Raw genomic sequence first — 24,369 nt, forward strand, 5'->3', positions numbered from 1 at the left:
TGGAGATGATCACCGACGACCAGGACTTCACCCATGAGTGGCTGCGCCAGGGCCAGGTGCTGGGCTGCGTGACCACGCTCAAGCAGGCGCTGCGCGGCTGCAAGGTGCTGCCGCTGGGCGCCATGCGCTACGTGGCGGTGGCCGAGGCCGGCTACGCGCGCGAGCACTGCCCCAAGGGCCTGACACCGCACAACTTCCGCGATCTGCCCTTCATCGCGTTCAACCGCAAGGATGACATGCAGAGCGAGTTCGTGAGCCGCGCCTTCGGCCTCAAGCGCGTGTCGCTGCACCAGCTCTTCGTGCCCAGCTCCGAAGGGCAGGTGCGCGCGGTGCTGGCTGGCTGGGGCGTGAGCGTGGTGCCCGAGCTGCTGGCGCGCGGCTTGATCCAGCAGGGCCAGCTGGTCAACATCGCGCCCGACGACGCGCTGCCGATCGCCTTGTACTGGCACTGCTGGAACCTGGAGTCGGACGTGCTGGATCAGCTCACCACCGCGCTGCGGCAGGCGGCCGAGCGCGACTTGCTGCCGCCTGGCTGAGGGGTGGGGTGCGCGCGGCGCTCAGCGCGGCGCCGCCGCGCCATGCGGCATGTCGGGCCACACGGCGCCGCCAGAGCCCACGCTACGGATGGCCTCGGGGTGGGCCAGTGCCAGCATCAGGGCCGTGATCGCGGCCGCGATCCAGGCCCGCGTCTGCATCCCCGGGGATTTCATGACCAGGCTCCGGTGGGGTTGTTGCAGTGCAGTATGGCGTGTGGAACGCCGGAGCGCTGTTGCGGGCGTGTAAAGACCGCGTCGGACTTGTAGGCACGGGTAACGACGGCCCTAGCCGCGAACCGGGACCTCCACGACGCAGTCCGCCCGGAACGCCGCCTGCTCGCCCTTGCTCGCGTAGCCCAGTGGATTGGCCACCACGCGGCAACCCGCCACCTGGTAGTCATGCGCGCAGTGCAGGTGGCCGTGCAGCCAGAGCTGCGCCTGCGGCAGCAGGTCGTCCAGCGCATTGCAGAAGCCGGCGGTGCCCGGCACCAGACCATAGCGCGGGTCGGCGCTGCGCAGGCTGGGCGCGAAATGGGTGACGACCACGGTCGGGCCTGCATGCGGGCGTGCCAGCTCGGCCCGCAGCCACGCCTGGCAGGCCAGGCCCAGCTCGCGCCAGGCTTCAGCCAGCATCAGCTCGCCATGGCGCTGGGTGGCGGCCTTGCGCAGGTAGAAGTTGGCGGCGCGGAAGGCCTTGTCGCGGCGCTTGAGCGCCTGCGTCGCGGTCGGGGCCGGCTCGCCAGGCGGGTGCACGAGCGCGTCGAAGTCGGTCCAGAGCGTGGTGCCGACGAAGCGCACGCCATCGATCACCCGGGCCTCGCGTTCCAGCCAGGTGATGCCCAGTTGCTCGCAGGTGGCACGCAGCCGCGCATGGGTGGCATCGAAGTCCAGGCCGTCGTACTCATGGTTGCCGGGCACGTAGAGCACCGGCACCGGCCAGCCGTGTCGGGGCGAGAAGCGCGCCAGTCCGAAGTCGTCACCGGTGAGGCGCGAGCCCTGCTGGTACGAGCCGATGTCGCCGGCCAGCACCAGCAGGTCCGCGCCCTCGGCGGGGCGCGGTTCGAAGGCGGGGTGGGCCTCCAGGTGCAGGTCGGACAGCAGTTGCAGCTTCACCGGCCGCATTGTGCCGACCGCGCGGCGGCCGGCATCACTCAGGCCGTGGCCGGCTCCATCGCGCCGAGCTGCATCACCTGCGAGAGCAGCTCGTAGGCGCCGGCCCAGGCTTCGCGCACCTCGGGCGTGAAGTCGTTGCCCAGGCCCTGCTCGAGGGTCCACAGCAGCGCAGCGCCCACCACCATGTAGTGGCGCGGCTGCACGCCGTAGTCGGCATGGCGGGCGCCCAGGGCGCGGACCACCGGCGACAGCTTCTCCAGGTTGCCCAGGCCGGCGACGGCGGTGCCGATCATCGACATCAGCATCTGGCCCTGGCGGGCCATGTCGCCGCTCTTGAACAGCGGACGCAGGCCGGGGTCGAGCGAGAACAGGCGGTTGTAGAACAGCTCGGCGGCGGTGGTGGCGATGGGGCGCACCTTGGCGAAGCTGTGCTGGACGAGGGCGATCTGTTGCGGGGTCATGGCGGGTCTCCTTGGGGAATGGGTTGGATGGACGGGATCAGGGGGCCGGGAACAGCGTGGCCAGGCGCGTCATCACGGCGGCATCGGCCACGGTCTGCGCGGACTGGTCGGCGGCGGTGTAGGGCGACGCCAGCGCCTTCGACAGGTCGATCTGGTCGAAGCTGTGGCGGGCGCCGGCATGCACGGTCATGGCCACGGCATTGCCGTTGCCCACGCCGGCACCGAGCGCGACGGCACCGGCCACGCGGTTGGCGCAGCGGCCATCGGTGTACAGCGGGTCCTGGTCGGCGTGATGGATCGTCACCGGCGCATAGGGCAGCCAGGTGGTAGTGGCCGTCGACGAGGCGCCGCCGCCGAATTCGTTCAGCAGCCCGCAGCCGGGGTAGAAGGCAAACGCCTCGCGGAAGGGGCGCGCGCCGGGCGACCCCTCGTTCGTGCGATCCATGGTGGCGAGCGTCGCGCTGCCGCCGTTCGACCAGCCCATGAGCGCGATGCGGTCGCCGGCCACGCCATTGGCGACCAGCCACTGGCGGCCGGCCAGCGCGTCGAGGGGGCGCACCACCGCCTCGTTCAGGCCGGCGGTGCCGTTGCCGCACTCGTTGGTGAGGTTGCGGCTGGTGAAGCTGTCCACCAGCAGCACCGAGTAGCCGGCGCGCGCGAGGTTCTCGCCCCAGCGGCGGTGGATGTGCGACAGCGCCTTCTGCGGCGGCTGGGCGTCGGTGTTGACGACGCCGTTGGACCACACGCCGGAGCAGCCGTGCAACAGCACGACGGCGGCCTGGCGCTGGGTGGCGGCGTTGTCGCGGAACAGGAAGCCGGTAAGGGCCTGGCCGGCGCTGTTGGTGAAGCTGACCTTGGTCATGCCCACGGTCGACACCGCCGCGGCCATCAGCTGCATGTGCTGCTGCGCCTTGGAGTCGGACTGGGCCTTGGCCAGCGCGTCGGACAGGCCGTCGTCTTCACCGCCGCCGCCACAGGCGGCCAGCGCCATCGCGGCGAGCGTGGCGAGCAGGGACTTCTGGAAACGCTGCCAGTGCAGGGGGCGGGTGGCGCGGGCTTGGTGGGTGGTTGCTTGCATGTCGGTGCTCCTTGGATGCCGACATCCATTTCAAGCCCCGTGCCAGCTTGAAAATCCTTTGAAATCAATAGCTTATGGCCAGAGCGTCACGCCCGCCTGTCGGTGAATCCCGACACCCTGTCGGCGCCGAGCGACCAACGCCAGGCCTGACAAGGACTTGCGTTGTCGGCGAATCCCGACAGGCCCTGGCGTGCGGATGTCACGCCGCGCCGGGTGCGCGCTCAGCCCTTGAACTGCGCCGGCTCGATCTGATGCCGGCCGAGCAAGGCGTAGAAGTCGGTGCGGTTGCGCCGCGCCAGCCGGGCGGCCTGGCTCACGTTGCCGCCGGTCAGCTTGAGCAGCTGCACCAGGTAGTCGCGCTCGAACTGCCGCCGCGCCTCGTCCAGCGGCAGCATGTCGCCGGCTGGCTGGACCAGCGCCTTCTGCACGAGCGACTCCGCCACCAGCGGGCCGGTGCTGAGCACCACGCACTTCTCCACCACGTTCTGCAGCTGGCGCACGTTGCCGGGCCAGGCCGCGGCCACCAGCAGCTCCAGGGCGCCAGGCCCGAAGCCGCGCAGCGGCTTCGCATAGCGCTGCGACAGTGCGGCCAGGAAGTGGCGCGCCAGCAGCGGGATGTCTTCGCGCCGCTCCGCCAAGGCCGGCAGCTCCAGGCCCACCACATGCAGGCGGTAGAACAGATCCTCGCGGAAGCGGCCGGCCGCCACCTCGTCGGCCAGCTTGCGATGCGAGGCCGACAGCACGCGCACGTTCACCCGCACCGCGCGTTCGCCCCCCACGGGGCGTACCTCGCCCTCCTGCAGCACGCGCAGCAGCTTCACCTGCGCGGCCAGCGGCAGCTCGGCGATCTCGTCCAGGAACACGGTGCCGCCGCGCGCCTCGACGAACAGGCCGGGGCGGTCGCGCACGGCGCCGGTGAAGGCGCCCTTGACGTGGCCGAACAGCTCCGACTCCACCAGGTTCTCGGGGATGGCGCCGCAGTTCACCGCCACGAGCGGTTGTGCGGCGCGCGGGCTGGCCGCGTGGATGGCGCGGGCCAGCAGCTCCTTGCCGGAGCCGCTGGGGCCGTGGATCACCACGGCGGCGTCGCTCTGTGCCACCAGCCGCGCCTCGGCCAGCACCTGCTCCATGCGCGGGCTGCGGGTGAGGATGGCCTCGCGCCACGATTCACCCGGCTCCTGCCCTGGCATGTCGGCCCCGAGCGCTTGCGACGCGTCCAGCGCGCGGTTCACCTCGGCCATCAGCGCCTGCGCCTCGAAGGGCTTGGCGAGGTAGCCGAACACGCCCTTCTGCAGCGCCTGCACGGCGTCCGGGATGGTGCCGTGCGCGGTGAGGATCAGCACCGGCAGCAGCGGGTGGCGCCGGTGCACCGCGTCGAACAGCTGCAGGCCGTCCATGCCGCCCATGCGCAGGTCGGTCACCAGCAGCTGCGGCATCTCCTGGTCGAGGCGGGTCAGCGCCGCCTCGCCGCTGTCCGCCTCGATCGGCTGATGGCCCTCCTCGCGCAGGCGCAGGGACAGCAGCCGCAGCAGGGCGGGGTCGTCATCGACGATGAGGATGCGGGCCATGGTCTTCGCGTCTCTCAGGCGGGCGCCAGCGGCGCATGCAGGTGCACGCGGAAGGTGGTGCCCTCGCCCTGCACGCTCTCCACCTCGATGCGGCCCTGGTGCAGCTCCACGCACTCCTTGACGATGTGCAGGCCGATGCCGGTGCCCTGGATGTTGCCCACGTTGCCGCCGCGATGGAAGGTCTGGAACAGGCGCGGCAGGTCGTCCGCCGGAATGCCGATGCCGCGGTCGGCGATCTCCAGGCGCAGCGTCGGGCCGTCGGCCTGCGCCGTGCAGACCACCGGCGCCGGTGCGCTGGAGTACTTCAGCGCGTTCGACAGCAGGTTCACCAGCACGTGCCGCACGAGCTGGGCATCCACCAGCCGGGGCGCGTCCACCGCCTGGCAGCGCAGCAGCACGCGCGCGGCCTGCGGGTTGGCCTGCACCAGCTCGGCCAGCAGCTGCTCCAGCAGGTGCGGTACCGACTGCAGGCCGGGCGCGAAGACGAAGCGGCCGGACTCCAGCTTGCTGGTCAAGAGCACCTGCTCGATCATGCCGTTCATGCGCGTCACGGCGTTCTTGATCAGACCCAGGATCTCCTTGCGCTCCTCCTCCGGCAGCCGCGGACCATAGTCGTCCAGCAGCTCCACCGACGAAAGGATGGCCGCCAGCGGCGTGCGGAACTCATGCGAGGCCACCGCCACGAAGCGCGACTTCATCTCCGACAGCTCGCGCTCGCGCCGCAGCGCATGGCGCATCTCGTCCTCGGCCTGCCGGCGCTGCGTGACATCGGTCAGGAAGTTCAGCGTCGCCGGCGCGCCCTGCCACTCGAACACCACGGCCGAGATCTCCAGCCAGCGCAGCGGGCCCTGCTCGTGCATCACGCGGAACTGGTAGTAGTTCTCCACCGGCTCGCCCTTCAGGCGCCGCAGGTGGTTGCCGAGCACGCGCTCGCGGTCGTCGGGGTGGATGAACTCGATGAAGGGCCGCGACATCGCGGTCTGCTCGTCCAGCCCGGTGAGGGCCAGCGCACGCGGGTTCGCATACAGGATGCGACCGCCGGCGGTGACGAGGATGCCCTCGTTCACGTTCTCCACCACCTTGCGGTACTTGGCCTCGGAGTCCGCCAGCGCCTTGGCGGCGGCCTTGCGGCGCGAGATGTCGCGCACGAAGCTGCTGAAGGTGAAGCCCTCGGCTGTGCGCACCGGCCACACCGACAGCTCGACGTCGAACTCCTCGCCGTTGCGGCGCAGCGCGCGCGTCTCCACCCGGCGGTGCAGGATGGTGCCCTTGCCGGTGCGCAGGAACTCGCGGATGCCGTGGTCGTGATGCGGGCGGTGGCCGTGCGGGACGATCAGCTCGGTGATGCGCTGGCCCAGGGCCTCGGTGCGGCTGATGCCGAACATGCGTTCCGCGGCGTTGTTCCAGTCGATCACCAGGCTGGACTCGTCGATGGTGATGACGGCGTCGTTGGCGGTGGCCAGCAGCGCCTGCAGCCGCGCGTTGGCGTCGTTGAGGTGGCGCTCGGCATCGGTGCGGCGCGAGATCTCGGCGCGCAGCCGCGCCGTGGTGTCGAACTGCCAGGAGACGTCGCGCGCGATGTGCGCAACGCGCGCGGCGGCTCCCGGCGTCGGCAGCACCCCGGCCTGCTCGCGCACGCGGGCGAGACGGCTGCCGCGCTCGCCCAGGCGCGGCTGCGTGGCCTTGTACTCCTCGATGTAGCCCTGGCGCGGCAGGCCGGCGCGCGCCTGGCGGATGCGGGCCACGTCATCCGCCGCCACGAGATCCAGCAGGGCCTCGGCCGCCGGCCCGAGGTTGCCCGCATGGCGGCCCCAGAAGCGCTCGAAGGCGGCGTTGGTGTAGAGCACGCGCCCGGTCGCGGGGTCGCTGAACCACACCATCTCATCCACGGCGCCGCCCAGGACGGCCCAGCTCTCCTCCAGCGCGGCAAGCGGGGCGGGCGGGTTCTGCATGCGCGCGAGCATAGCGCCCGCCGGGCCGGCTTTCGCCGGACGGGCCGCTGGCCAGGGCAGGCCGATCGGGGTCGATCGGCCCCTTCATGCCGGGCCTCATGCCGGATCGGCATGGGCGCCGGTGCACTTTGGGGTGGCAATCCTAGGGTTAACCCCTATCCTTCAGCCATACCAACCGCCCTTGAGGCTGATCATGCTGCTCCCGACCCTGTCCAACCTGCTTCGCCTGCCCTGCCGTGCCCCGCGCTCGGGCGCCGATCTGCCTCGCCAGCTGTTCGAGGCGGCTGAAGCCCGCGCGGGCCACGATGCCCGCCAGGCGCTGGAACTGCGCCGCGCCGCCTATGCCGCGCTGCGTGTCGTGCGCTGATTGGCCTGTCTGAACGTCAGGCGGGCCGCTCGCCGAACGCGCGGGCGGCCGCCGCGGCCACCGCCAGCCGCAGCCAGGCATGGTCGCTGCGCTGCGCCTGCCGGCGGTGCCACAGCGCGTCCACGTGGACCGGCGGCACCTCGAAAGGCAGCGGCCGGTGCGTCAGCTCATGGGCGCGGCCGGTCACGTTGATGAAGTGCTTGGGCAGCACCGTCAGCAGGTCGGAGCCCGCCACCACCCGCCCGGCGGTGAAGAACTGGTTGACCGTCGCCACGATGCGGCGCTCCCGCCCGAGCGAGGCCAGCGCCTCGTCGATGAAGCCGAACGGCCGGCCGGAGAAGCTCACCAGCAGGTGGTGCGCGGCGCAGTAGCGCCCCAGCGTCAGCGGCCCCCGTGCCAGCGGATGGTCGTTGCGCATCACGCAGACATATTCACCGTCATAGAGCCGCTGGTGGTCGAACGGCGCCAGGCCGCCCGCCTGCGCCTGGGCCGACAGGGCGGCCAGCACGGCCGGGAAGAAGCCCACCGCCAGATCCACCTGGCCCTCATCCAGCAGCCGCCGCGGATCCCGCGTGGTCAGCGGCACCACGCGGATGGAGACGCCCGGCGCGTCCTTCTCGATGATCTCCACCAGGCCGGGCACCAGCTCGGCGGCGGTGGCATCGGCCATCGCCAGCAGGAAGGTGTTGGTGGCCTCCGCCGCGATGAACTGCCCGGGCGTGATGGAGGCCTCCAGCAGCCGCAGCGCGTCGCTCACCACCGGCCACAGCGCCAGGGCGCGTGGTGTCGGCTCCACCCCGTAGCCGCTGCGCGCCACCAGCTTGTCGCCCAGCGCGTCGCGCAGGCGGTTGAGCGCGTTGCTCACCGCCGGCTGCGTCATCGCCAGGTTGCGTGCCGCCCGCGTGAGGTTGCGCTCGGCCATGACCTGGTCGAAGACGCGCAGCAGGTTCAGGTCGAGGGTGCGGAAGTTCGGTGTAGCCATTTCCAACGTGAATGGTACTCATCACTAATCTAAACTTGCAAGATATCAGTACAAACCCTAATCTCCGTTCCACGCATCCGGCCATCCCGCCACAAGCGTCATTCATCGAAAGGGAAGTCTCGTGACCCGATTCATCCAAGCCGACTATCCGACCGAGCATGCCGGCCTTGACCGCGTGACCCGCGGCGCCGCCAACCTCGCCGCCACCGTGCGTTCGTTCGACGGCACGCGTGGCACCGCCACGCTGCTGCTGGCCGCCCTGGTCTCCGCCCTGGTGGTGGTGGCCAATGAGCTCGTCGTCACCTGGACCGAAGGCCATCTGCTGGCCGCGTGGATCGCTGCCTGGCTGGTGGGCTTCGCCGCGCTGGCGCTGTTCGCCGCGCCCATGCGCGAGGCCGCCGGGGCGCTGCGCACGGCCGCCCAGGCCTGGGTCGCCAGCCGCCGCCAGGCCCGCGAAGACGACAAGCTGTGGGCGATCGCGCTCACCGACGCCCGCGTCATGGCCGACCTGAGCCGCGCCATGGCCGCCGACGCGGTGCGCGACGTGCGCCGCTACTACTGAACGCCCGGGCGAGGTCCAGCCATGACTGCCACTCTCGCGCCGACCCGGCTGGTGGGCCAGTTGCTGCGCCGCCTGCCGCGGCCGGTGATCGGCCTGCTGGACGCGTGGTCGCGCCAGCTCGCGCGCCAAAGCGCGGCTCGCCGCCAGATCGCCTGGCAGCGCCGCCGCGCGGCCAAGAGCCAGCCGGCCGAGCCGGCCACCTACCGGCCGCACCCCTGGCGCGATTGACCGCGCAGGCCGCCTGCACAGCGGCCTGGATTCCGGCAAGCAGAAAGGCCACCCTCGGGTGGCCTTTTCAGTGTGCGGCCCCGCCTGCGCGGGGACGACGGCGGCTCAACCCGCCAGCCGCTGCTCGATCTTCGCCTTGGTCGCCTTCAGTTCCGCGGGCAGGCCGTGGGCCAGCTGCTCGAACAGGGCGTGGTGCAGCTCCAGCTCCTTTTCCCAGGCGGGAATGTCGATCTCGGTCACCTGGCGGAACTGCTCAGGCGTGAAGGGCAGGCCTTCCCACTCCAGTTCCTGGTAGGTGGGGCTGATGCCGAAGGCATGCACCTCGCCGGCCACGCGGCCCTCGATGCGGTCGATCATCCACTTCAGCACGCGCATGTTCTCGCCGTAGCCCGGCCACACGAACTTGCCGTTCTCGTCCTTGCGGAACCAGTTCGTGGTGTAGATCTTCGGCAGCTTGGCGCCGGCGTCCTGCAGCTTGCGACCCAGGCTCAGCCAGTGCTGGAAGTAGTCGCTCATGTTGTAGCCGGTGAACGGCAGCATGGCGAAGGGGTCACGGCGCACCACGCCCTGCTGGCCGAAGGCCGCGGCGGTGGTCTCGGAGCCCATGGTGGCGGCCATGTACACGCCTTCCACCCAGTCGTGCGCCTCGGTCACCAGCGGCACGGTGGTGGAGCGGCGGCCGCCGAAGATGAAGGCGTCGATCGGCACGCCGGCCGGGTTGTCCCACTCGGGGTCCAGCGCCGGGTTGTTGGTGGCGGCCACGGTGAAGCGGGCGTTCGGATGCGCGGCCTTGGCGCCGGTCTCCTTGCCGATGGCGGGCGTCCAGTCCTTGCCCTGCCAGTCGATGGCGTGCGCCGGGGCCTCGCCCATGCCCTCCCACCACACGTCGCCGTCGTCCGTGAGCGCCACGTTGGTGAAGATCACGTTCTTGTCCAGGCTGGCCATGCAGTTGGGGTTGGTCAGCGTGTTGGTGCCCGGGGCCACGCCGAAGTAGCCGGCCTCGGGGTTGATGGCGTACAGGCGGCCGTCGGCGCCCGGCTTGATCCAGGCGATGTCGTCGCCGATGGTGGTGACCTTCCAGCCCTCGAAGCCCTTGGGCGGGATCAGCATGGCGAAGTTGGTCTTGCCGCAGGCGGAGGGGAAGGCCGCCGCCACGTGGTACTTCTTGCCCTCGGGCGAGGTCACGCCCAGGATCAGCATGTGCTCGGCCAGCCAGCCCTGGTCGCGGCCCATGGTGGAGGCGATGCGCAGCGCGAAGCACTTCTTGCCCAGCAGCGCATTGCCGCCGTAGCCCGAGCCGTACGACCAGATCTCGCGCGTCTCGGGGTAGTGCACGATGTACTTGGTCTTGTTGCAGGGCCAGGCCACGTCCTTCTGGCCCGGCTCCAGCGGCGCGCCCACGGTGTGGACGGCCGGAACGAAGTCACCCTCGACACCCAGCACGTCGAACACCGCGCGGCCCATGCGCGTCATGATGCGCATGTTCACCGCCACGTAGGCGCTGTCGGAGAGTTCGATGCCGATGTGGGCGATGGGGCTGCCCAGCGGGCCCATGGAGAACGGCACCACATACATGGTGCGGCCCTTCATGCAGCCGTCGAACAGCGGCTGCAGGGTGGCGCGCATCTCGGCCGGGGCCATCCAGTTGTTGGTGGGGCCGGCGTCTTCCTTCTTCTGCGAGCAGATGAAGGTGCGGTCTTCCACGCGGGCCACGTCCGACGGATCGGACCAGGCCAGGTAGGAGCCCGGGCGCTTGACGGGGTCGAGCTGGCGGAAGGTGCCCGCGGCCACGAGGTCCTGGCACAGGCGGTCGTATTCCTCCTGGCTGCCGTCGCACCAGTGCACGTGATCGGGCTTGCACAGCGCCACCATGTCGGACACCCAGGCAATCAGCCGTGCGTTCTTCACGTAGGCCGGTGCCTGCAGGTTGAGCCCCTGCATCACGGGAGAGTTCATCGTCAAAGCTCCTGGAATGAAAAAACCGGTTCTCCGAAGGGAGGCTGCATCGCGGAGTTGGCCTGAGGCGCGCCCTTTGAAGAACAGGCTTGGCTCAGTCGGCGGGCGGGGCTGCCGGTTGGGCAGCGCGGTGGCGCGGGCGGGTGGCCCGCTGCCGCTCGGGTCGGCTGGGAGTGGCGATTTTATGAAAGCCGCCTTGCGACTCGCTGAGGAACGGCCGCAATTCCATGCAAAACCTGCATGAGGTTATGCATAAGCCCGCTTACAAGCGGTAACCGTGAAAAAGGAACGCCCCCGGGCACCGAGGCACCCGGGGGCGTGGCAGTCGAAGGCAGCGGCCACCAGGGCCGCGCGGCCGTCAGGCCATGAAGATGGCGATGAAGGCCAGCAGGAACATCAGCACGCCGCCGGCGACCGGCAGCACGATGGGCATGGCCGGCACGATGGCTTCCACCGGATCCTCGGGGTGGGCGCTGTCGGTGTGGGAATGGGCGTCGGACATGGTTCTACTCAGGCAGGTTGCACACTGCCGCCGATTCTACCCGTGGCCTCGTGACCCGGCTGCCAATGACCCGACTGCCAATGACCCGGCTGTCAAAGCAGGGCATAGGTCGTCGTCGCCCGGCAGACGCTCTTGCCGTCGGTCGCCCCGCGGATGTCGATCTCGCCAAAGGCCAGGCTCTTGCCGGCGCGCAGCACCCGGGCCTGCACCAGTGCATCCTGGTTGGACAGCGGCTTGAGGAAGCTGCTGTTCATCTGCACCGTGGTGCACGGCCGGAAGGCGCCTGCGTGGTTGATGAGCGCCAGCACCATCGCCGTGTCGGCGGCGGCCATCATGGCCTGCCCGCACAGCATGCCGCCCACGCGACTCAGCTGGTCGCTCTGCGGCAGGCGCAGCGTCACGCTGTCGGCGTCGAAGCCTTCCACCCGCAGGCCCAGGGCCTGCACCCAGGGTGCGAAGTACTCGGGCAACGCGCCCTGCAGGGTCTCGATATCCATGTTCCGTGTCTCCGTTGTCAGCCCGGGGCTCACTGTTCCTCGGCCTGGAAGCCGCCGGCGTGCAGCGCCTGCAGCACCTGGCCCACATGCTCGCGGCCGCGCGTCTGGATCACCAGCTCGATCTCCACGTTCTGCGCCGCCAGCATGGTGAAGGCGCGCTGATGATGCACCTCGTCGATGTTGGCGCCCGCTTCGCTCACGATGGCCGTGATGCGGGCCAGCGAGCCTGGCACATCGCGCGCGCTCACGCGCAGCCGCGCCAGCCGCCCGCCGCGCACCAGCCCGCGCTGGATGATCGCCGCCAGCAGCATCGGATCGATGTTGCCGCCGCCCAGCACCATGCCGACCTTGCGGCCCGCGAAACGCCCAGGTGACTTCAGCACCGCCGAAAGCGCCGCCGCGCCGGCCCCCTCCACCAGGGTCTTCTCGATCTCCAGCAGCATCACGATGGCCTGCTCGATGTCGCCCTCGTCCACCAGCAGGATGTCGTCCACGTGCCGCTCGATGAGGGCCTGCGTCACCCGCCCGGGCGTGCCGACCGCGATGCCCTCGGCGATGGTGGAGCCGCCCTGCGGCAGCGCCGCATGCTTGACGGCGTTGTACATGTTGGGAAAGCGCATCGTCTGCACGCCGATGACCTCGATGCCGGGCTTCAGCGCCTTGGCGGCCAGCGCGATCCCCGCGATCAACCCGCCCCCGCCAATGGCCACCACCAGCGTGTCCAGATCCGGCACGGCGCGCAGCATCTCCAGGCCCACGGTCCCCTGGCCGGCGACGATGGCCTCGTCGTCGTAGGGGTGCACGAAGACCAGGCCCTCGCGCTCGGCCAGCGTCAGGGCATGGGCGCGCGCTTCGTCCAGCGTGTCGCCGTGCAGCACCACCTCGGCGCCGAAGCTGCGCGTGCGCTCCACTTTCACGCCCGGCGTGAAGCGCGGCATGACGATCACCGCGCGCAGCCCCAGGCGCTGCGCGTGATAGGCCACGCCCTGCGCGTGGTTGCCCGCGCTCATGGCGATCACGCCGCGCCGGCGGTCCGCTTCGCCCAACTGCACGAGCTTGTTGCACGCCCCGCGCTCCTTGAAGGAGGCAGTGAACTGCAGGTTCTCGAACTTCAGGAACACCTGGCAGCCGGTGATCTGCGACAGCGTGCGCGACTCCACGCAAGGCGTCTCCAGCACCTGCCCGGCCAGGCGCCCGGCGGCAGCCTGGATATCCGAAAGTTCAATCATGGAGGGGCATTGTCCATGCCCCGCGCGGGCCCGCCTCCGGGTTTCCCCAGCATCGACGGCTTCCATGCGTGTCTTCCATCCCGCATCAAGTCGCGTTATCGTAGAACTGCCAGCCCCGTCATGGAGGTGTGTTTGGCCAAGCGTTCCGTCGATCTGCACGTGCTGCCTTCTCCCGGCCTGAAAGATGCGCCGGTGCTGGACCTGATGTGCTCGCACTTCGTGCTCACGCTGGCGGCCAAGCAGGGCGCCAAGTTCAACGTGCGGCGCGACCTGAACGGCCTGCTGTCGCTCGCGGGCCGGCACCTGGTCTGGCCGCAGCCGGCGCTGGAGCGCCTGCGCGAGTTCCTGGGCCGCCGCTGCAAGGACAACGAGTTCTGGCGCGGCCACGAGCAGCTGGCCACACGCGACTTCCTGGAGCGGCATGGCGTGTGGCGCGGCCCCTACGAAGAGGGCACGCTCTTCTTCTACCTGGACGAATACGCCAAGGACCAGCCCAAGGACCTGCTGTCGGTGCTGGCCGTCACCGGCGACTGGCTCACGCACGCGCTCAAGAAGCAATCCACCCTGGTGGAGAAGAACATCGACGCGCTGGCCAACCTGCTGCAGCTCAACAAAGCGGAACGGGCGCTGCTGCTGTACGGCACGCTCGCGCGCTACCAGCGCGACCTGCGCAGCCTGCTGGTGGAGTTCAAGGTGAACAACGCGCCCGAGGCCTACGCGGCCATCGCGGAGGTGGCGGGCGTGAACGCGGCGGAGGTGGGCGAGGCCCTGCGCGCCGGCTCCCGGCTGGAGCGCATCGGCCTGGTCGAGAACCTGATCTCCGAGCACAACATCACCGACCTGGCGGACCTGATGAAGGTGAGCGAGAAGCTGCCGCCCGTCCTGATGCGCGAATACCGCGACCAGAGCGAGCTGATGGCCGTGTTCACCCGGCCCTCGGCCAAGAGCACGCTCTCGGCGGACGATTTCGCCTTCGTCGAGGAAGACGCCCGTGTGCTGCGCACCCTGCTGCGCCAGGCGGTGGAGCGCAAGGAGGCCGGCGTCAATGTGCTGCTCTATGGCCCGCCCGGCACCGGCAAGACCGAGCTCGCCAAGGTGGTGGCGCAGGCCGCCGGGCTGGAGCTGTTCGAGGTGGAATACGCGGATCGCGACGGCAACTCGCTCTCGGGCCGCGACCGCTACCGGTCCCTGCAGATCGCCCAGGTGTTCCTCAAGGGCAGTGCCCAGGCCGCGCTGCTGTTCGACGAGGTGGAAGACGTCTTTCCACCCATCTCCAGCGAGGCCGCGCAGATGATGGCGCGGGCCGAGCAGGTCGTAGCCCCGCCTTCCGGCAGCGTGAGCGGCAAGGCCTGGGTCAACCAGATCCTGGAATCGAACCCGGTGCCCACGATCTGGATCACCAACCGCATCGAGCAGATCGACCCGGCCTTCCGCCGCCGCTTCGCATATCACCTGGAGCTGAAGTCGCCGCCGCCCGGCGCGCGCGAGCAGCTGGTGCGCAAGACGCTCGAGGGCGTGGCGGTGTCGTCCGAGCTGGTGGCCCGCCTCACGGCCCGCAAGGGCCTGACGCCGGCGCAGATCCGCACCGCAGTGCGCTTCGCCGGGCTGACCGCGGGAGAGGGCGGCAGCATGGAGGCCCTGATCGAGCGGCAGCTGCGCAACGCCGACCAGGCCCTGGGCACCCGCGCCAGCGAGGCGGGCGAGCGCCGCAGCGTGACCACCTACGACCTGGACATGCTGAACGTGGAGTCGCGCTTCGAGATCCCGCGCATCGTGCAGGCGCTCAAGGCGCGCGGCCACGGCAGCCTGTGCTTCTGGGGCGCGCCCGGCACCGGCAAGACGGCGCTGGCGGAGCACATCGCGCGCGCGCTGGAGCGCCCGCTGATGATCAAGCAGGCCAGCGACCTCATGAGCAAGTTCGTCGGCGAGACCGAGCAGAACATGGCCGCCATGTTCCGCGAGGCCGAGGCCGAGAAGGCCATCCTGCTGCTGGACGAGGCCGACAGCTTCCTGCAGGACCGACGGGGCGCGCAGCGCAGCTACGAGGTGACCGAGGTCAACGAGATGCTCCAGGGCATGGAGCGCTTCGCCGGCATCTTCGTCTGCACCACCAACCTGATGGATCGCATCGACCAGGCGGCCCTGCGGCGCTTCACCTTCAAGATCCGCTTCCACCCGCTCAACGCGGCGCAGCGCGAGCGCATGTTCATCACCGAGGCGCTGGCGTCAGACGCCGCCGCCCTGACGGAGCCCCTGCGCCAGCGGCTCGCCCGGCTGGAGCAGCTCTGCCCCGGCGACTTCGCGGCCGTGAAGCGCCAGGTGGACATCCTCGCCACGGCCTTCGCGCCGGAGGAATTCCTGGAGCAGCTGGAGGCCGAGCACCGCATCAAGCCCGAGGTGCGCGAGGCACGGCCGATGGGGTTCGTGCGGTAGCGCCCGCGCGGGAATGACGAAGGGCTCAGCCCTCCGCCCCCGCCTCCCCCACCACCCGGATCACCTCCGCGCCATACGCCTCCAGCTTGCGCGCGCCCAGGCCGCTCACGCCTTCCAGCTCGCGCAGGGTCTGCGGGGCCAGGGCCGCGATGGCGGCCAGCGTCGCGTCATGGAAGATCACGTAGGCAGGCAGGTTGAGCGTCTTCGCGGTCTCGGCGCGCCAGCGGCGCAACGCCTCGAAGCGCAGCTGCGCGGCGGGGCTCAGGTCGGCGGCGGCCACCGGTTTCGCGGGGCCGCGGGTCCCGCGTGACCGCCGCTCGCCAGCGGGCAGCGCCGCCGACTCGCGCAGCCGCACCGGTTGCTCGCCGCGCAGCACCGCGCGCGAGGCGGGCGTGAGCTGCAGCGTGTTGTAGTGGGCGCTGTCCACCGCCAGCGCCCCGGTGGCGATCAGCTGGCGCAGCACGCCGCGCAGCTGGGCCTCCGACAGGTCGGCGCCGATGCCGAAGGTGGAAAGCGTGTCGTGGCCGAACTGGCGCACCTTGTCGGTCACCTTGCCGCGCAGGATGTCCATGATGTGGCCGGCGCCAAACGCGATGCCGCTCGCCTGCTGCACGCGGTACACGGTCGACAGCAGCATGCGCGCGGCCTCGGTGCCGTCCCAGACGGCGGGCGGGTGCAGGCAGTTGTCGCAGTTGCCGCAGCGCAGGCGGGGCGCGGCCCCCTCGTCATCCTGGGCGCCATCCGCTGAAGCCGGCGCATAGGTCTCACCGAAGTAGGCCAGCAGCCGCACCCGCCGGCAGTCGGTGGCCTCGGCCAGCGCCAGCAGCGCATCCAGCTTGCCGCGCAGCACCTGCTTGAACTCCTCCGGCGCCGGGCTCTCGTCGATCATGCGCCGCTGGTTCACCACGTCCTGCAGGCCGTAGGCCATCCAGGCGTCTGCGGGCAGGCCGTCACGGCCGGCGCGGCCTGTCTCCTGGTAGTAGCCCTCGATGTTCTTCGGCAGGTCCACATGCGCCACGAAGCGCACGTCGGGCTTGTCGATGCCCATGCCGAAGGCGATGGTGGCCGTCATCACGATGCCGTCCTCGCGCAGGAAGCGGTCCTGGTGCCGTTGCCGCACCGCGGCGTCCAGGCCAGCGTGATAGGGCAGGGCGTCGATGCCGTGCTGGCACAGGCGCTCGGCCACCTCCTCCACCCGCTTGCGCGACTGGCAGTAGACGATGCCGGCCTCGCCCGCGTGCTCGCGCTCGATGAAGCGCAGCAGCTGTTGCGTGGCGTCCTTCTTCTCCTCGATGCGATAGCGGATGTTGGGCCGGTCGAAGCTGCTGACGAACAGGCGCGCCTCGCCCAGCTGCAGGTGGGTCAGGATGTCGGCGCGGGTGAGTTCATCGGCCGTCGCGGTGAGCGCGATGCGCGGCACGCCCGGGTAGCGCTCGTGCAGCAGGGACAGCGCGCGGTACTCGGGCCGGAAGTCGTGGCCCCACTGGCTCACGCAGTGGGCCTCGTCGATGGCGAACAGGGCGAGCTGCCCGCGCTCGTGCAGCGCATCCAGCTGGGCCAGGAAGCGCGGTGTGGTCACGCGTTCGGGCGCGGCGTACAGAAGGGTCACCTCGCCGCGCAGCAGGCGCTTCTCGACGGCGTTCGCCGCCTCACCGCTCAAGGTGCTGTTCAGGAACGCGGCCTCCACGCCGGCCTCGTGCAGCGCGCCCACCTGGTCCTGCATCAGGGCGATGAGCGGCGAGACGACGACGGACACACCGTGGCCGGCGCGCTGCCGCGCGATGGCGGGGATCTGGTAGCACAGCGACTTGCCGCCGCCGGTGGGCATGAGCACCAGCGCATCGCCGCCTTCGGTGACGTGGCGGATGATGTCGGCCTGCAGCCCGCGGAAACGGTCGTAGCCGAACACCTGCCGCAGGATGGTGTTCGGGTGGGGGTCCAGGGTGGCTTCAGGCAGGGGCATCGCCCGCGAGCGTACCCGTTTCACGCCAGGTTCCTACAATGGCATCACCATGAAACCTGTGACCTATACCCGTGGACAGGCCCTGCCGGGCCTGCTGGCGCAACGCATCGCCATCCTCGATGGCGCCATGGGCACCATGATCCAGCGTTTCAAGCTGACCGAGGCCGACTACCGTGGCCAGCGCTTCGCCGATCACCCCAAGGACGTGAAGAACAACAGCGACCTGCTGGTGCTGACCCGGCCCGACGTGATCCGCGACATCCATGAGGGCTACCTGGCCGCCGGCGCCGACCTCATCGAGACCAATACCTTCGGCGCCAACGCCATCGCCCAGGACGACTACGGCCTGGGCGCGCTCGCCCGCGAGATGAACGTGGCGGCGGCCCGCCTCGCGCGTGAAGCGGCCGACAAGTTCAGCACGCCGGACAAGCCGCGCTTCGTGGCGGGCGCCCTGGGCCCCACGCCGCGCACGGCCAGCATCAGCCCCGACGTGAACGACCCGGGCGCCCGCAATGTCGATTTCGAGCAGCTGCGCGCCGCCTACCTGGAGCAGGTGGAAGGCCTGGTCGAGGGCGGGGTGGATCTGCTGCTGGTGGAGACCATCTTCGACACGCTCAACGCCAAGGCGGCGCTGTTCGCCATCGACGAGTTCTTCGAGCAGAGCGGCGAGCGCCTGCCCCTCATCATCAGCGGCACGGTGACGGACGCGTCCGGCCGCATCCTCAGCGGCCAGACGGTCACTGCCTTCTGGTACAGCGTGCGGCACGCGCAGCCGCTGGCCATTGGCCTGAACTGCGCGCTGGGCGCGGCGCTGATGCGCCCCTACATCCAGGAGCTGAACCGCGTGGCGGGCGACACCTTCATCAGCTGCTACCCGAACGCCGGCCTGCCCAACCCCATGAGCGAGACCGGCTTCGACGAGACGCCCGAAGTCACCTCGCGCCTGCTGCGCGAGTTCGCGGCCGAAGGGCTGGTGAACATCGTGGGCGGCTGCTGCGGCACCACGCCGGAGCACATCGCCGCCATCGGGCAGGCGGTGCAGCCGCTGGCCGCACGCGCCGTGCCCCGGCCCTTCTTCTACCGCGAAGCCGCCTGAGCGGCCGGCCTGCGGCGTCATCTGCCCGGCTCTCGTGAAGCGGAGGGCCAAGCGAGCCGGCGGGCGGTAACCCGCCGGCTCCTCGTCGTTTCCCCTGGGCGGTAACCCCGGGGTCAACGGGATCCAGTGTGCCGCCCGAGGCAGCGAAAGTCTTGCTGAACTTTCGACGAATTCGGTCCAGATCAGAAAGCCCTTCTGCGCCATTGGGTTGATGCCGATAATCCGGCTTCATGGACGCCATCGACCGGAAAATCCTCAAGGTGCTGCAGGCCGATGCCCGCGCCAGCCTGCAGCAGATCGGCCAGGCCGTGGGCCTGAGTGCCTCGCCCTGCTGGGAGCGGGTGAAGAAGATGGAGGCCGCCGGCGTGATCGAGGGCTACACCGTGCGGCTGAACGCGCAGGCGCTCGGCTACAGCGACACGGTGCTGGTGCAGGTGACGCTGGACAGCCACTCCGACAACACGCTGGAGAAATTCGGCGAGACGCTGGCCGCGATCCCGGAGGTGATCGAGGCCTACCTCGTCTCCGGCGAGTACGACTACCTGCTGCGCGTGGCGGTGAAGGACACGCGCGACTACGAGCGCCTGCTGCGCGAGAAGCTCTACAAGATCCGCGGCATCCGGCACAGCAAGTCGAGCTTCGTGCTGCGCACCCTGAAGAAGGCCGACTTGCCCCTGTGAAGGTATCGGCCAGGCCCGGCGCGGCAGACGGCCGGGTCGGTTCTGCGCGATCATTCCGCCCGGGTGGCAGGCCGAAAGGATCGACTCCCATGGAAACGGCGCAGCACGCGAAAGCTCAGGACGGCGGCCATGTCTCGCCGCACGAGCTGTGCGTCCTGCTGGAGGCCGAGGGCTGCCGGCTCAATGACACGCTGGTCGAGATGCTCGGCGAGCACTTCACCCACTGTACCGAGCGCCGCGGCTGCGGTTTCACCCAGTCCACCCGGCACCTGGGCGTGCTCGTGAACCGGCCCCTGAGTGAACGCAAGGAGGTGATCGGCAAGCTGTTCCCGGGCTGGGCGCGCGTGGCCCTGCGCGAGCCATTGACCCCGGCGACCGACGACGATGACGGCGCCAGCGCCAGTGGCGGCATGGGCCAGTTGCGCCGGGTGCTGCGCGACCTGCCCGCGAAGCTGGCCCGCGAGGAAAGCCGGTTGCTCGCCGTCCTCATCGCCGATCTCCTGCTGTCCGGCGAAGGGCCGCCATCCCCCCACGATCTGCCGGCCTGGGGCGAGGAACTCAAGGTGGGCACCTGCACGCTCGCCGAGCGCTACTTCCTGGAGATCGCCCACGATCTCGTCCGGCGGGGCGGGCGCATCAACGTGCATGTGTCCGAGCAGGGCGAGCCGCTGCTCATCGAGAAGCTGTCCCTCGGCGACGACCACTCCTGCATCAGCCTCGTCGAGCTGCGCCTGAACGGCGTGCGCGTGCCCCCCGGCAGCCTGTTCGCCGTCCAAAGGCGCGACGACATCGCGCTGCGGCCGTGCGCCAAGCTGCCCGGCAGCGTGATGCGCGTGCGCGACTGCGACGGCTACCGGTTCCTGCGGCTGTCGACCCTGGCGGTCTCGCCCGAGAACCGGCGGCGCGCCTTCAGCGCCCACTTCCAGCAGCAGATCGAGGCCTTCCTGTTCTCACCGGGCCAGACCACGCTGGACCACCTGCGGGGCGTGGCCCGGGCGCAGCTCTAGGATGGACGCGAGCCAGTCGAGCACCCTGCAGGCGCTGCAGGTCTTCTACTCGGACGATCTGGTGTCCGATGCCGGGCAGAGCCGCTCCCCCAGCGACCGCAAGCCGAAGCTCATGTCCGAGGCGCTGCAGCGCTCGGCCTGGCCGATCCGGCTGGTCGCCCCGGCGCCGGCGACGGTGCACGACATCTACCGGGCGCACGACCGCGACTTCGTCGACGACGTGCTGAGCCTGAGGCAGCCCAACGGCTTCGGCTCCTACTCCGCGTCGGTGGCCCGCTCACTGCTGTACACGTGCGGGGCGTGCTACCAGTCGGCCGTCGCCGCGCTCGGCGACGGCATCAGCGCCTCGCTCACGTCGGGCTTCCACCATGCCGGCCCGAGCGCGGGCCGGGGCTTCTGCACCTTCAACGGCCTGATGGTCACCGCGATGCGGCTGCTGGCCGAAGGCCGGGTTTCGCGCGTTGCCATCATCGACGGCGACTACCACTATGGGGACGGCACCCAGGCCATCATCGACGCGCAGCGGGCGAGCGACCGCGTGTTCCACCTCAGCCTGGGCCATCGCTTCCGCCGGCCTGAACACGCTGACGCGTACCTCGAGGCCGTCTCGGCGCTGCGCCGCCAGCTGCAGGCGTTCGCCCCCGGCGTGATCCTCTACCAGGCCGGGGCCGACGTGCATGTCGATGACCCGCTCGGCGGCGTGCTCACGACCGACCAGATGCGGATGCGGGACGCCACCCTGTTCACCATCGCCCGGGACCTGGGCGTGCCCGTGGCGTGGAACCTGGCGGGCGGCTACCAGGTGGAGCACGACGGATCCATCCCGCGCGTCGTCGAGCTGCACATGAACACCTTCGAGGAGGCGCTGCGGATCTGGCGGCTTCTCTAGGCCGCCCACTTGCGATGCCTGGATGCGTAGTCCACCACCAGCTCGAACACGTTGTCGCACTTCTGTTTGAACAAGGCACGCTCGTAGGTCTCCGGCAGGTCCTCATCGAGCACGCGCTCGATCTCTGACCGCACCTGCTTCTGCGTCTGGTTGTCCTTGAACCAGTCCTGCACCAGCACCTTGGGGTGCTCTTCGACCAGCCGCTTCAGCAGGCGCTTTGCTGCCAGCTTCACGCGCTGAGTCTCGTCTTGGGTCATGCTGTCCTTCTTCAGAAGGTCGAACAGCTCCAGCTCGTCTTCCGTCAGGCCCTCACGCACATGGCGCGCGGCTTCAGCCTGCATCTCTGCCACGTAGTCAGTGAGCTGCTGGTAGTAGTCCTCGGTCGCTGTTGCCCCTGAGTTGTAGGCATCGATCACGGCCTGTAGCCGCTGAGCAAACGCCGTACGCGTGGCGTTCTGCTGCAGCATCTCGGTCAGCTTCTTCTCGATGAAGCTGCGCAGGTCGGCGATCGCTATGTTCTTGTACGGCGCCTGCTTGAACTCTTCGCGCAGCTTCTCGACGTTGACCTTGCTCAGATCCCAGGCCTTGCCGCGCTGCACGATCTTGTACTCGGCGTCAAACTGCTTGGCCTTGAAGGTCTCGGCCTTGTCCACCACCACGCTTTCATCGAGCAGCTCGCCCAGGCGGCGAACGGCCGAGTCCACGTCGGCCTGTTCGACGATGGTGTCCATCACCCCGCGCAGGTACTGGAAGGCCGACACGGTGCGGCCCTTGCCGCGGCTCAGCACCTCGGGCTTGCAGGCCTCGTACAGCGCGCTCACCGTGTTCTCGTAGACGTTGAAGCTCTTGCGCAGCTCGTCGCTGGCCAGCAGCGTGTCGGCATAGCCGTTGAACTGGCCCAGCTTGGTGAACACATCGTCGCGCCCCAGCGCTTCGCGCAGCGGCACGCCATTCGTGTTGCAGAAAGCCAGGCCTTGCTCGATGGCGTCATCCAGCAAGGTGAACAGCGCCTCCTTCTCACGAACCGGCAGCTCGTCATCGTCGGTGGGCCCGGCTGCGTAGTCCTTCAGCGCCTTCTTCATGCGCCGGAAGACGTTGTAGTAGTCCACCACCTCGCCATTGCGCTTGGCCACACCGTTGATCGTGTGCGACGTCACCCGGTTCGCCCGCGCGATGGTCTGCATCAGCGTGTGGCCCTGAATGGGCTTGTCCAGGTACAGCGTACTCACCGTTGGCGCATCAAAGCCCGTCAGCCACATCGCGCAGACGAACACCAGCTGCAGCGGGTGGTCAGGGTCCTTGAAGTTGTGCTCGATGTCGTGGCCGTTCTTGTCCAGCGCCTCCATGCGCTTGCGGTGCGACACGATGCTCAGACCGCGGGCGGCGAACTTCTCTTCCTCGCCGTTCTCCGCACTCACCACCACGGCCATGTCCACTTTGCGCATCCAGTCCAGGATGCGCTTCAGGCGCACACGCTCGATCTCGTTGGGCGTGGCTGCAATGCGCCCCACCAGCGCCTTGATCTCTTGCTTCCACTTCGCCTGGACCTTGTCGTACATCGTGACGGCGGTGAACTTGTCCACCGCGATCACGATGCCCTTGCCTAGGTAGCCGCGGCGCGGGAAGTGGAAGACGATGTCGGCCGCGATCAGCTCCAGCCGGTCATCTCGCTTGATGACCTCGATCTCCTGCGCGAAGCGCTTCTCCAGCTTCTGCTGTGCCGCGTCGTCCAGGTTCTCGTCTTCCAGGATGGCGACGAACTCCTCGTTCAGGTCGTCGTTCTGGATCAGCACCTCGGGCACGCGCTTCTCGTAGAACAGCGGCACCGTGGCGCCGTCTTCCACGCTCTGCTGGAAGTTGTATTCGGAGACGTAGCCACCGAACCAGGCGTTCGTCTTGCGGTCCTTGCCCAGCAGCGGCGTGCCGGTGAAGGCCAGGTAGTTGGCATTGGGCAGGCCGGCGCGCATGTTCTCGGCCAGGCCGGCGTACTGCGTGCGGTGCGCTTCGTCGACGATGACGATGATGTCGTCGCGCTCCGACAGGAGCGGGTAGGCAAGCCCCTTGTCGTAGCGGAACTTCTGGATCAGCGTGAACACGACTCGCTTGTTCTTCCCCAGCATGTCGCGCAGCTGGGCGCTGTCGCGCGGGCGCACCTCGTCCTTGGCCGCCACCACGCCGGTGTGCAGGAAGTTGCGGTACATCTGGCCGTCCAGGTCGTCGCGGTCGGTCACCACCACGAAGGTGAAGTTGCCGTTGAGCTTGCGGAACACCTTTCGTGTGTAGAACACCATCGAGAAGCTCTTGCCCGAGCCCTGGGTGTGCCAGAACACACCCAGCTTGCCGCCCACCGTCTGCCGGCGCGTGAACACTTCGAAGGCGTTGTTCACACCAATGAACTGGTGGTTCTGCGCCACCACCTTGTTCGTCTCGCGGTGGAAGACGACGAAGTTCTCCACGTAGTCCAGCAGCCGGGCGGGCGCCAGCAGCCCGAGCACCGCGCGCTCCAGGCTCAGCGCGCTGTCGGCCAGCTGGGCGCGGTCGATCACTTCCTTCTCGTCGTCCACGCGCAGCCAAGCGAAGAAGTGTTCCCACTCGGCCGTGAGGCTGCCCACCTTGGTTTCGATGCCGTTGGAGAGCAGGCACAGCGCGTTAGACGCGAACAACTGCGGGATCTCGACTTTGTAGTTGGTGAGGTTGTCGTCGTAAGCGGCCTTCAGCTTGACGTTGCTGTTCTTCAGCTCGACGAACACCAGCGGCAGGCCGTTCACGTACAGCAGCACATCGGGGCGGCGGTAGCCCTTCTCGCCGCGCACCCACAGCTGCGAGACGGCCAGGTACTCGTTCTGGCCGGCATCGGGCGCGGGCTGGTCGAAGTCGATCACGCGCACGCGTTCGGTCACGGTCTTGCCGGCGTCCGGGCCCTGGGTGGCCTTGAACTCCACGACCACGCCGTCGCGGATGAGGCCGTCCACCTCGCGGTTGGCCTTCACCAGGCTCATGGCCGTGCGCGGCTGCAGCACCGTGGCCACGGCCTGCTCTTGCGCAGCGGCGGGCACGTGCGGGTTCAGGCGGGCGATGGCCGCGCGCAGCCTGTCGGCCAGGATCACCTCGCGCTTGTCGGCACGGCCCGAGCTGTCGTTCAGATCGTCGGGCTGGGCTGTGAAGCAGTTCAGCGCGTTCCAGCCGGCCAGGTGCTGGAGCCGCTGCAGCAGGGCCTGCTCGATATCGTCTTCGGAGATGAAGTTCGGCACCGGCCCTCCCTGAGCTCTT

Annotated in this window: 22 protein-coding genes; 9 read left to right on the forward strand and 13 right to left on the reverse strand. The window is 69.4% G+C overall.

Going from position 1 to position 24,369, the window contains the following annotated elements; all coding sequences use genetic code 11:
- Positions 1–536: ArgP/LysG family DNA-binding transcriptional regulator (locus ACE3T5_RS11545; RefSeq protein ID WP_374667694.1), on the forward strand; the 536-nt coding region annotated here is incomplete at its 5' end.
- Positions 537–557: 21 nt separating this feature from the next.
- Here ACE3T5_RS11545 and ACE3T5_RS11550 read toward each other — a convergent pair.
- From ACE3T5_RS11550 to ACE3T5_RS11575, 6 genes are all read right to left on the reverse strand, one after another.
- Entirely contained in the window at positions 558–710 is a 153-nt protein-coding gene (locus ACE3T5_RS11550; RefSeq protein ID WP_374667696.1) for a hypothetical protein, read from the reverse strand.
- A gap of 111 nt (positions 711–821) precedes the next feature.
- Positions 822–1,649 (reverse strand): metallophosphoesterase, encoded by an 828-nt coding sequence (locus ACE3T5_RS11555; protein WP_374667698.1) that lies wholly within the window; start codon positions 1,647–1,649, stop codon positions 822–824.
- A gap of 38 nt (positions 1,650–1,687) precedes the next feature.
- Positions 1,688–2,110 (reverse strand): globin family protein, encoded by a 423-nt coding sequence (locus ACE3T5_RS11560; protein WP_374667700.1) that lies wholly within the window; start codon positions 2,108–2,110, stop codon positions 1,688–1,690.
- A 37-nt stretch (positions 2,111–2,147) separates the two neighbouring features.
- A complete protein-coding gene (locus ACE3T5_RS11565; protein WP_374667702.1) occupies positions 2,148–3,188 on the reverse strand; it encodes a dienelactone hydrolase family protein in 1,041 nt (346 codons plus the stop codon).
- A gap of 221 nt (positions 3,189–3,409) precedes the next feature.
- Complete coding sequence (locus tag ACE3T5_RS11570; RefSeq protein ID WP_374667704.1) at positions 3,410–4,756, reverse strand: sigma 54-interacting transcriptional regulator; 1,347 nt, start codon at positions 4,754–4,756, stop codon at positions 3,410–3,412.
- Positions 4,757–4,770: 14 nt separating this feature from the next.
- Complete coding sequence (locus ACE3T5_RS11575; RefSeq protein ID WP_374667706.1) at positions 4,771–6,708, reverse strand: PAS domain S-box protein; 1,938 nt, start codon at positions 6,706–6,708, stop codon at positions 4,771–4,773.
- Positions 6,709–6,901: 193 nt separating this feature from the next.
- On the opposite strand from ACE3T5_RS11575, the gene ACE3T5_RS11580 reads away from it, so the two are divergent.
- Positions 6,902–7,075, forward strand: coding sequence for a hypothetical protein (locus tag ACE3T5_RS11580; RefSeq protein WP_374667708.1), 174 nt, complete (start codon positions 6,902–6,904; stop codon positions 7,073–7,075).
- Between the two features lie 16 nt (positions 7,076–7,091).
- On the opposite strand, the gene ACE3T5_RS11585 is transcribed toward ACE3T5_RS11580, so the two are convergent.
- Complete coding sequence (locus ACE3T5_RS11585) at positions 7,092–8,057, reverse strand: LysR family transcriptional regulator (protein ID WP_374667710.1); 966 nt, start codon at positions 8,055–8,057, stop codon at positions 7,092–7,094.
- A 121-nt stretch (positions 8,058–8,178) separates the two neighbouring features.
- Between ACE3T5_RS11585 and ACE3T5_RS11590 the strand changes: the two genes are divergently transcribed.
- On the forward strand, positions 8,179–8,619 hold the full coding sequence (locus ACE3T5_RS11590) for a hypothetical protein (protein ID WP_374667714.1): 441 nt from the start codon (positions 8,179–8,181) through the stop codon (positions 8,617–8,619).
- A 21-nt stretch (positions 8,620–8,640) separates the two neighbouring features.
- Positions 8,641–8,847, forward strand: a complete 207-nt coding sequence (locus ACE3T5_RS11595) for a hypothetical protein (protein WP_374667716.1) — start codon at positions 8,641–8,643, stop codon at positions 8,845–8,847.
- A gap of 105 nt (positions 8,848–8,952) precedes the next feature.
- Here ACE3T5_RS11595 and ACE3T5_RS11600 read toward each other — a convergent pair whose 3' ends face one another.
- From ACE3T5_RS11600 to ACE3T5_RS11615, 4 genes are all read right to left on the reverse strand, one after another.
- Complete coding sequence (locus ACE3T5_RS11600) at positions 8,953–10,803, reverse strand: phosphoenolpyruvate carboxykinase (GTP) (RefSeq protein ID WP_374667718.1); 1,851 nt, start codon at positions 10,801–10,803, stop codon at positions 8,953–8,955.
- 358 nt (positions 10,804–11,161) lie between these two features.
- Entirely contained in the window at positions 11,162–11,305 is a 144-nt protein-coding gene (locus ACE3T5_RS11605) for a hypothetical protein (protein ID WP_374667720.1), read from the reverse strand.
- A 92-nt stretch (positions 11,306–11,397) separates the two neighbouring features.
- Positions 11,398–11,802, reverse strand: coding sequence for a PaaI family thioesterase (locus ACE3T5_RS11610; protein WP_374667723.1), 405 nt, complete (start codon positions 11,800–11,802; stop codon positions 11,398–11,400).
- A gap of 29 nt (positions 11,803–11,831) precedes the next feature.
- The gene (locus ACE3T5_RS11615; RefSeq protein ID WP_374667725.1) at positions 11,832–13,031 is read right to left on the reverse strand and encodes a threonine ammonia-lyase; all 1,200 of its coding nucleotides are present in this window, start codon (positions 13,029–13,031) and stop codon (positions 11,832–11,834) included.
- A 120-nt stretch (positions 13,032–13,151) separates the two neighbouring features.
- Here ACE3T5_RS11615 and ACE3T5_RS11620 point away from each other — a divergent pair, with 120 nt between their 5' ends.
- Positions 13,152–15,464, forward strand: coding sequence for an ATP-binding protein (locus ACE3T5_RS11620; RefSeq protein WP_374667727.1), 2,313 nt, complete (start codon positions 13,152–13,154; stop codon positions 15,462–15,464).
- Between the two features lie 25 nt (positions 15,465–15,489).
- On the opposite strand, the gene recQ is transcribed toward ACE3T5_RS11620, so the two are convergent.
- The gene (gene recQ / locus ACE3T5_RS11625; protein WP_374667729.1) at positions 15,490–17,427 is read right to left on the reverse strand and encodes a DNA helicase RecQ; all 1,938 of its coding nucleotides are present in this window, start codon (positions 17,425–17,427) and stop codon (positions 15,490–15,492) included.
- Between the two features lie 49 nt (positions 17,428–17,476).
- Between recQ and ACE3T5_RS11630 the strand changes: the two genes are divergently transcribed.
- From ACE3T5_RS11630 to ACE3T5_RS11645, 4 genes are all read left to right on the forward strand, one after another.
- Positions 17,477–18,523, forward strand: a complete 1,047-nt coding sequence (locus ACE3T5_RS11630) for a homocysteine S-methyltransferase family protein (protein WP_374667731.1) — start codon at positions 17,477–17,479, stop codon at positions 18,521–18,523.
- A gap of 230 nt (positions 18,524–18,753) precedes the next feature.
- Positions 18,754–19,203, forward strand: a complete 450-nt coding sequence (locus ACE3T5_RS11635; RefSeq protein ID WP_374667733.1) for an Lrp/AsnC family transcriptional regulator — start codon at positions 18,754–18,756, stop codon at positions 19,201–19,203.
- Positions 19,204–19,292: 89 nt separating this feature from the next.
- Positions 19,293–20,210 (forward strand): hypothetical protein, encoded by a 918-nt coding sequence (locus tag ACE3T5_RS11640; protein ID WP_374667735.1) that lies wholly within the window; start codon positions 19,293–19,295, stop codon positions 20,208–20,210.
- Between the two features lies 1 nt (position 20,211).
- Positions 20,212–21,099 (forward strand): hypothetical protein, encoded by an 888-nt coding sequence (locus ACE3T5_RS11645; protein ID WP_374667737.1) that lies wholly within the window; start codon positions 20,212–20,214, stop codon positions 21,097–21,099.
- On the opposite strand, the gene ACE3T5_RS11650 is transcribed toward ACE3T5_RS11645, so the two are convergent.
- Entirely contained in the window at positions 21,096–24,350 is a 3,255-nt protein-coding gene (locus ACE3T5_RS11650; protein ID WP_374667739.1) for a type I restriction endonuclease subunit R, read from the reverse strand. The genes ACE3T5_RS11645 and ACE3T5_RS11650 overlap by 4 nt on opposite strands.
- Positions 24,351–24,369 lie beyond the last annotated feature (19 nt).

Source organism: Ramlibacter sp. (genome assembly GCF_041916345.1).
GTDB lineage: Bacteria > Pseudomonadota > Gammaproteobacteria > Burkholderiales > Burkholderiaceae_C > Ramlibacter.

Excerpts from the sequence above, each read along its gene's own strand:
- ACE3T5_RS11570 (WP_374667704.1), bottom strand. The coding sequence starts at position 4,756 with ATGGCCCGCATCCTCATCGTCGATGACGACCCCGCCCTGCTGCGGCTG.
- ACE3T5_RS11580 (WP_374667708.1), top strand. The coding sequence starts at position 6,902 with ATGCTGCTCCCGACCCTGTCCAACCTGCTTCGCCTGCCCTGCCGTGCC.
- ACE3T5_RS11560 (WP_374667700.1), bottom strand. The coding sequence starts at position 2,110 with ATGACCCCGCAACAGATCGCCCTCGTCCAGCACAGCTTCGCCAAGGTG.
- ACE3T5_RS11640 (WP_374667735.1), top strand. The coding sequence starts at position 19,293 with ATGGAAACGGCGCAGCACGCGAAAGCTCAGGACGGCGGCCATGTCTCG.
- ACE3T5_RS11610 (WP_374667723.1), bottom strand. The coding sequence starts at position 11,802 with ATGGATATCGAGACCCTGCAGGGCGCGTTGCCCGAGTACTTCGCACCC.
- ACE3T5_RS11605 (WP_374667720.1), bottom strand. The coding sequence starts at position 11,305 with ATGTCCGACGCCCATTCCCACACCGACAGCGCCCACCCCGAGGATCCG.
- ACE3T5_RS11630 (WP_374667731.1), top strand. The coding sequence starts at position 17,477 with ATGAAACCTGTGACCTATACCCGTGGACAGGCCCTGCCGGGCCTGCTG.
- ACE3T5_RS11565 (WP_374667702.1), bottom strand. The coding sequence starts at position 3,188 with ATGCAAGCAACCACCCACCAAGCCCGCGCCACCCGCCCCCTGCACTGG.
- ACE3T5_RS11600 (WP_374667718.1), bottom strand. The coding sequence starts at position 10,803 with ATGAACTCTCCCGTGATGCAGGGGCTCAACCTGCAGGCACCGGCCTAC.
- recQ (WP_374667729.1), bottom strand. The coding sequence starts at position 17,427 with ATGCCCCTGCCTGAAGCCACCCTGGACCCCCACCCGAACACCATCCTG.
- ACE3T5_RS11585 (WP_374667710.1), bottom strand. The coding sequence starts at position 8,057 with ATGGCTACACCGAACTTCCGCACCCTCGACCTGAACCTGCTGCGCGTC.
- ACE3T5_RS11620 (WP_374667727.1), top strand. The coding sequence starts at position 13,152 with ATGGAGGTGTGTTTGGCCAAGCGTTCCGTCGATCTGCACGTGCTGCCT.
- ACE3T5_RS11575 (WP_374667706.1), bottom strand. The coding sequence starts at position 6,708 with ATGCAGAACCCGCCCGCCCCGCTTGCCGCGCTGGAGGAGAGCTGGGCC.
- ACE3T5_RS11615 (WP_374667725.1), bottom strand. The coding sequence starts at position 13,031 with ATGATTGAACTTTCGGATATCCAGGCTGCCGCCGGGCGCCTGGCCGGG.
- ACE3T5_RS11645 (WP_374667737.1), top strand. The coding sequence starts at position 20,212 with ATGGACGCGAGCCAGTCGAGCACCCTGCAGGCGCTGCAGGTCTTCTAC.
- ACE3T5_RS11550 (WP_374667696.1), bottom strand. The coding sequence starts at position 710 with ATGAAATCCCCGGGGATGCAGACGCGGGCCTGGATCGCGGCCGCGATC.
- ACE3T5_RS11635 (WP_374667733.1), top strand. The coding sequence starts at position 18,754 with ATGGACGCCATCGACCGGAAAATCCTCAAGGTGCTGCAGGCCGATGCC.
- ACE3T5_RS11595 (WP_374667716.1), top strand. The coding sequence starts at position 8,641 with ATGACTGCCACTCTCGCGCCGACCCGGCTGGTGGGCCAGTTGCTGCGC.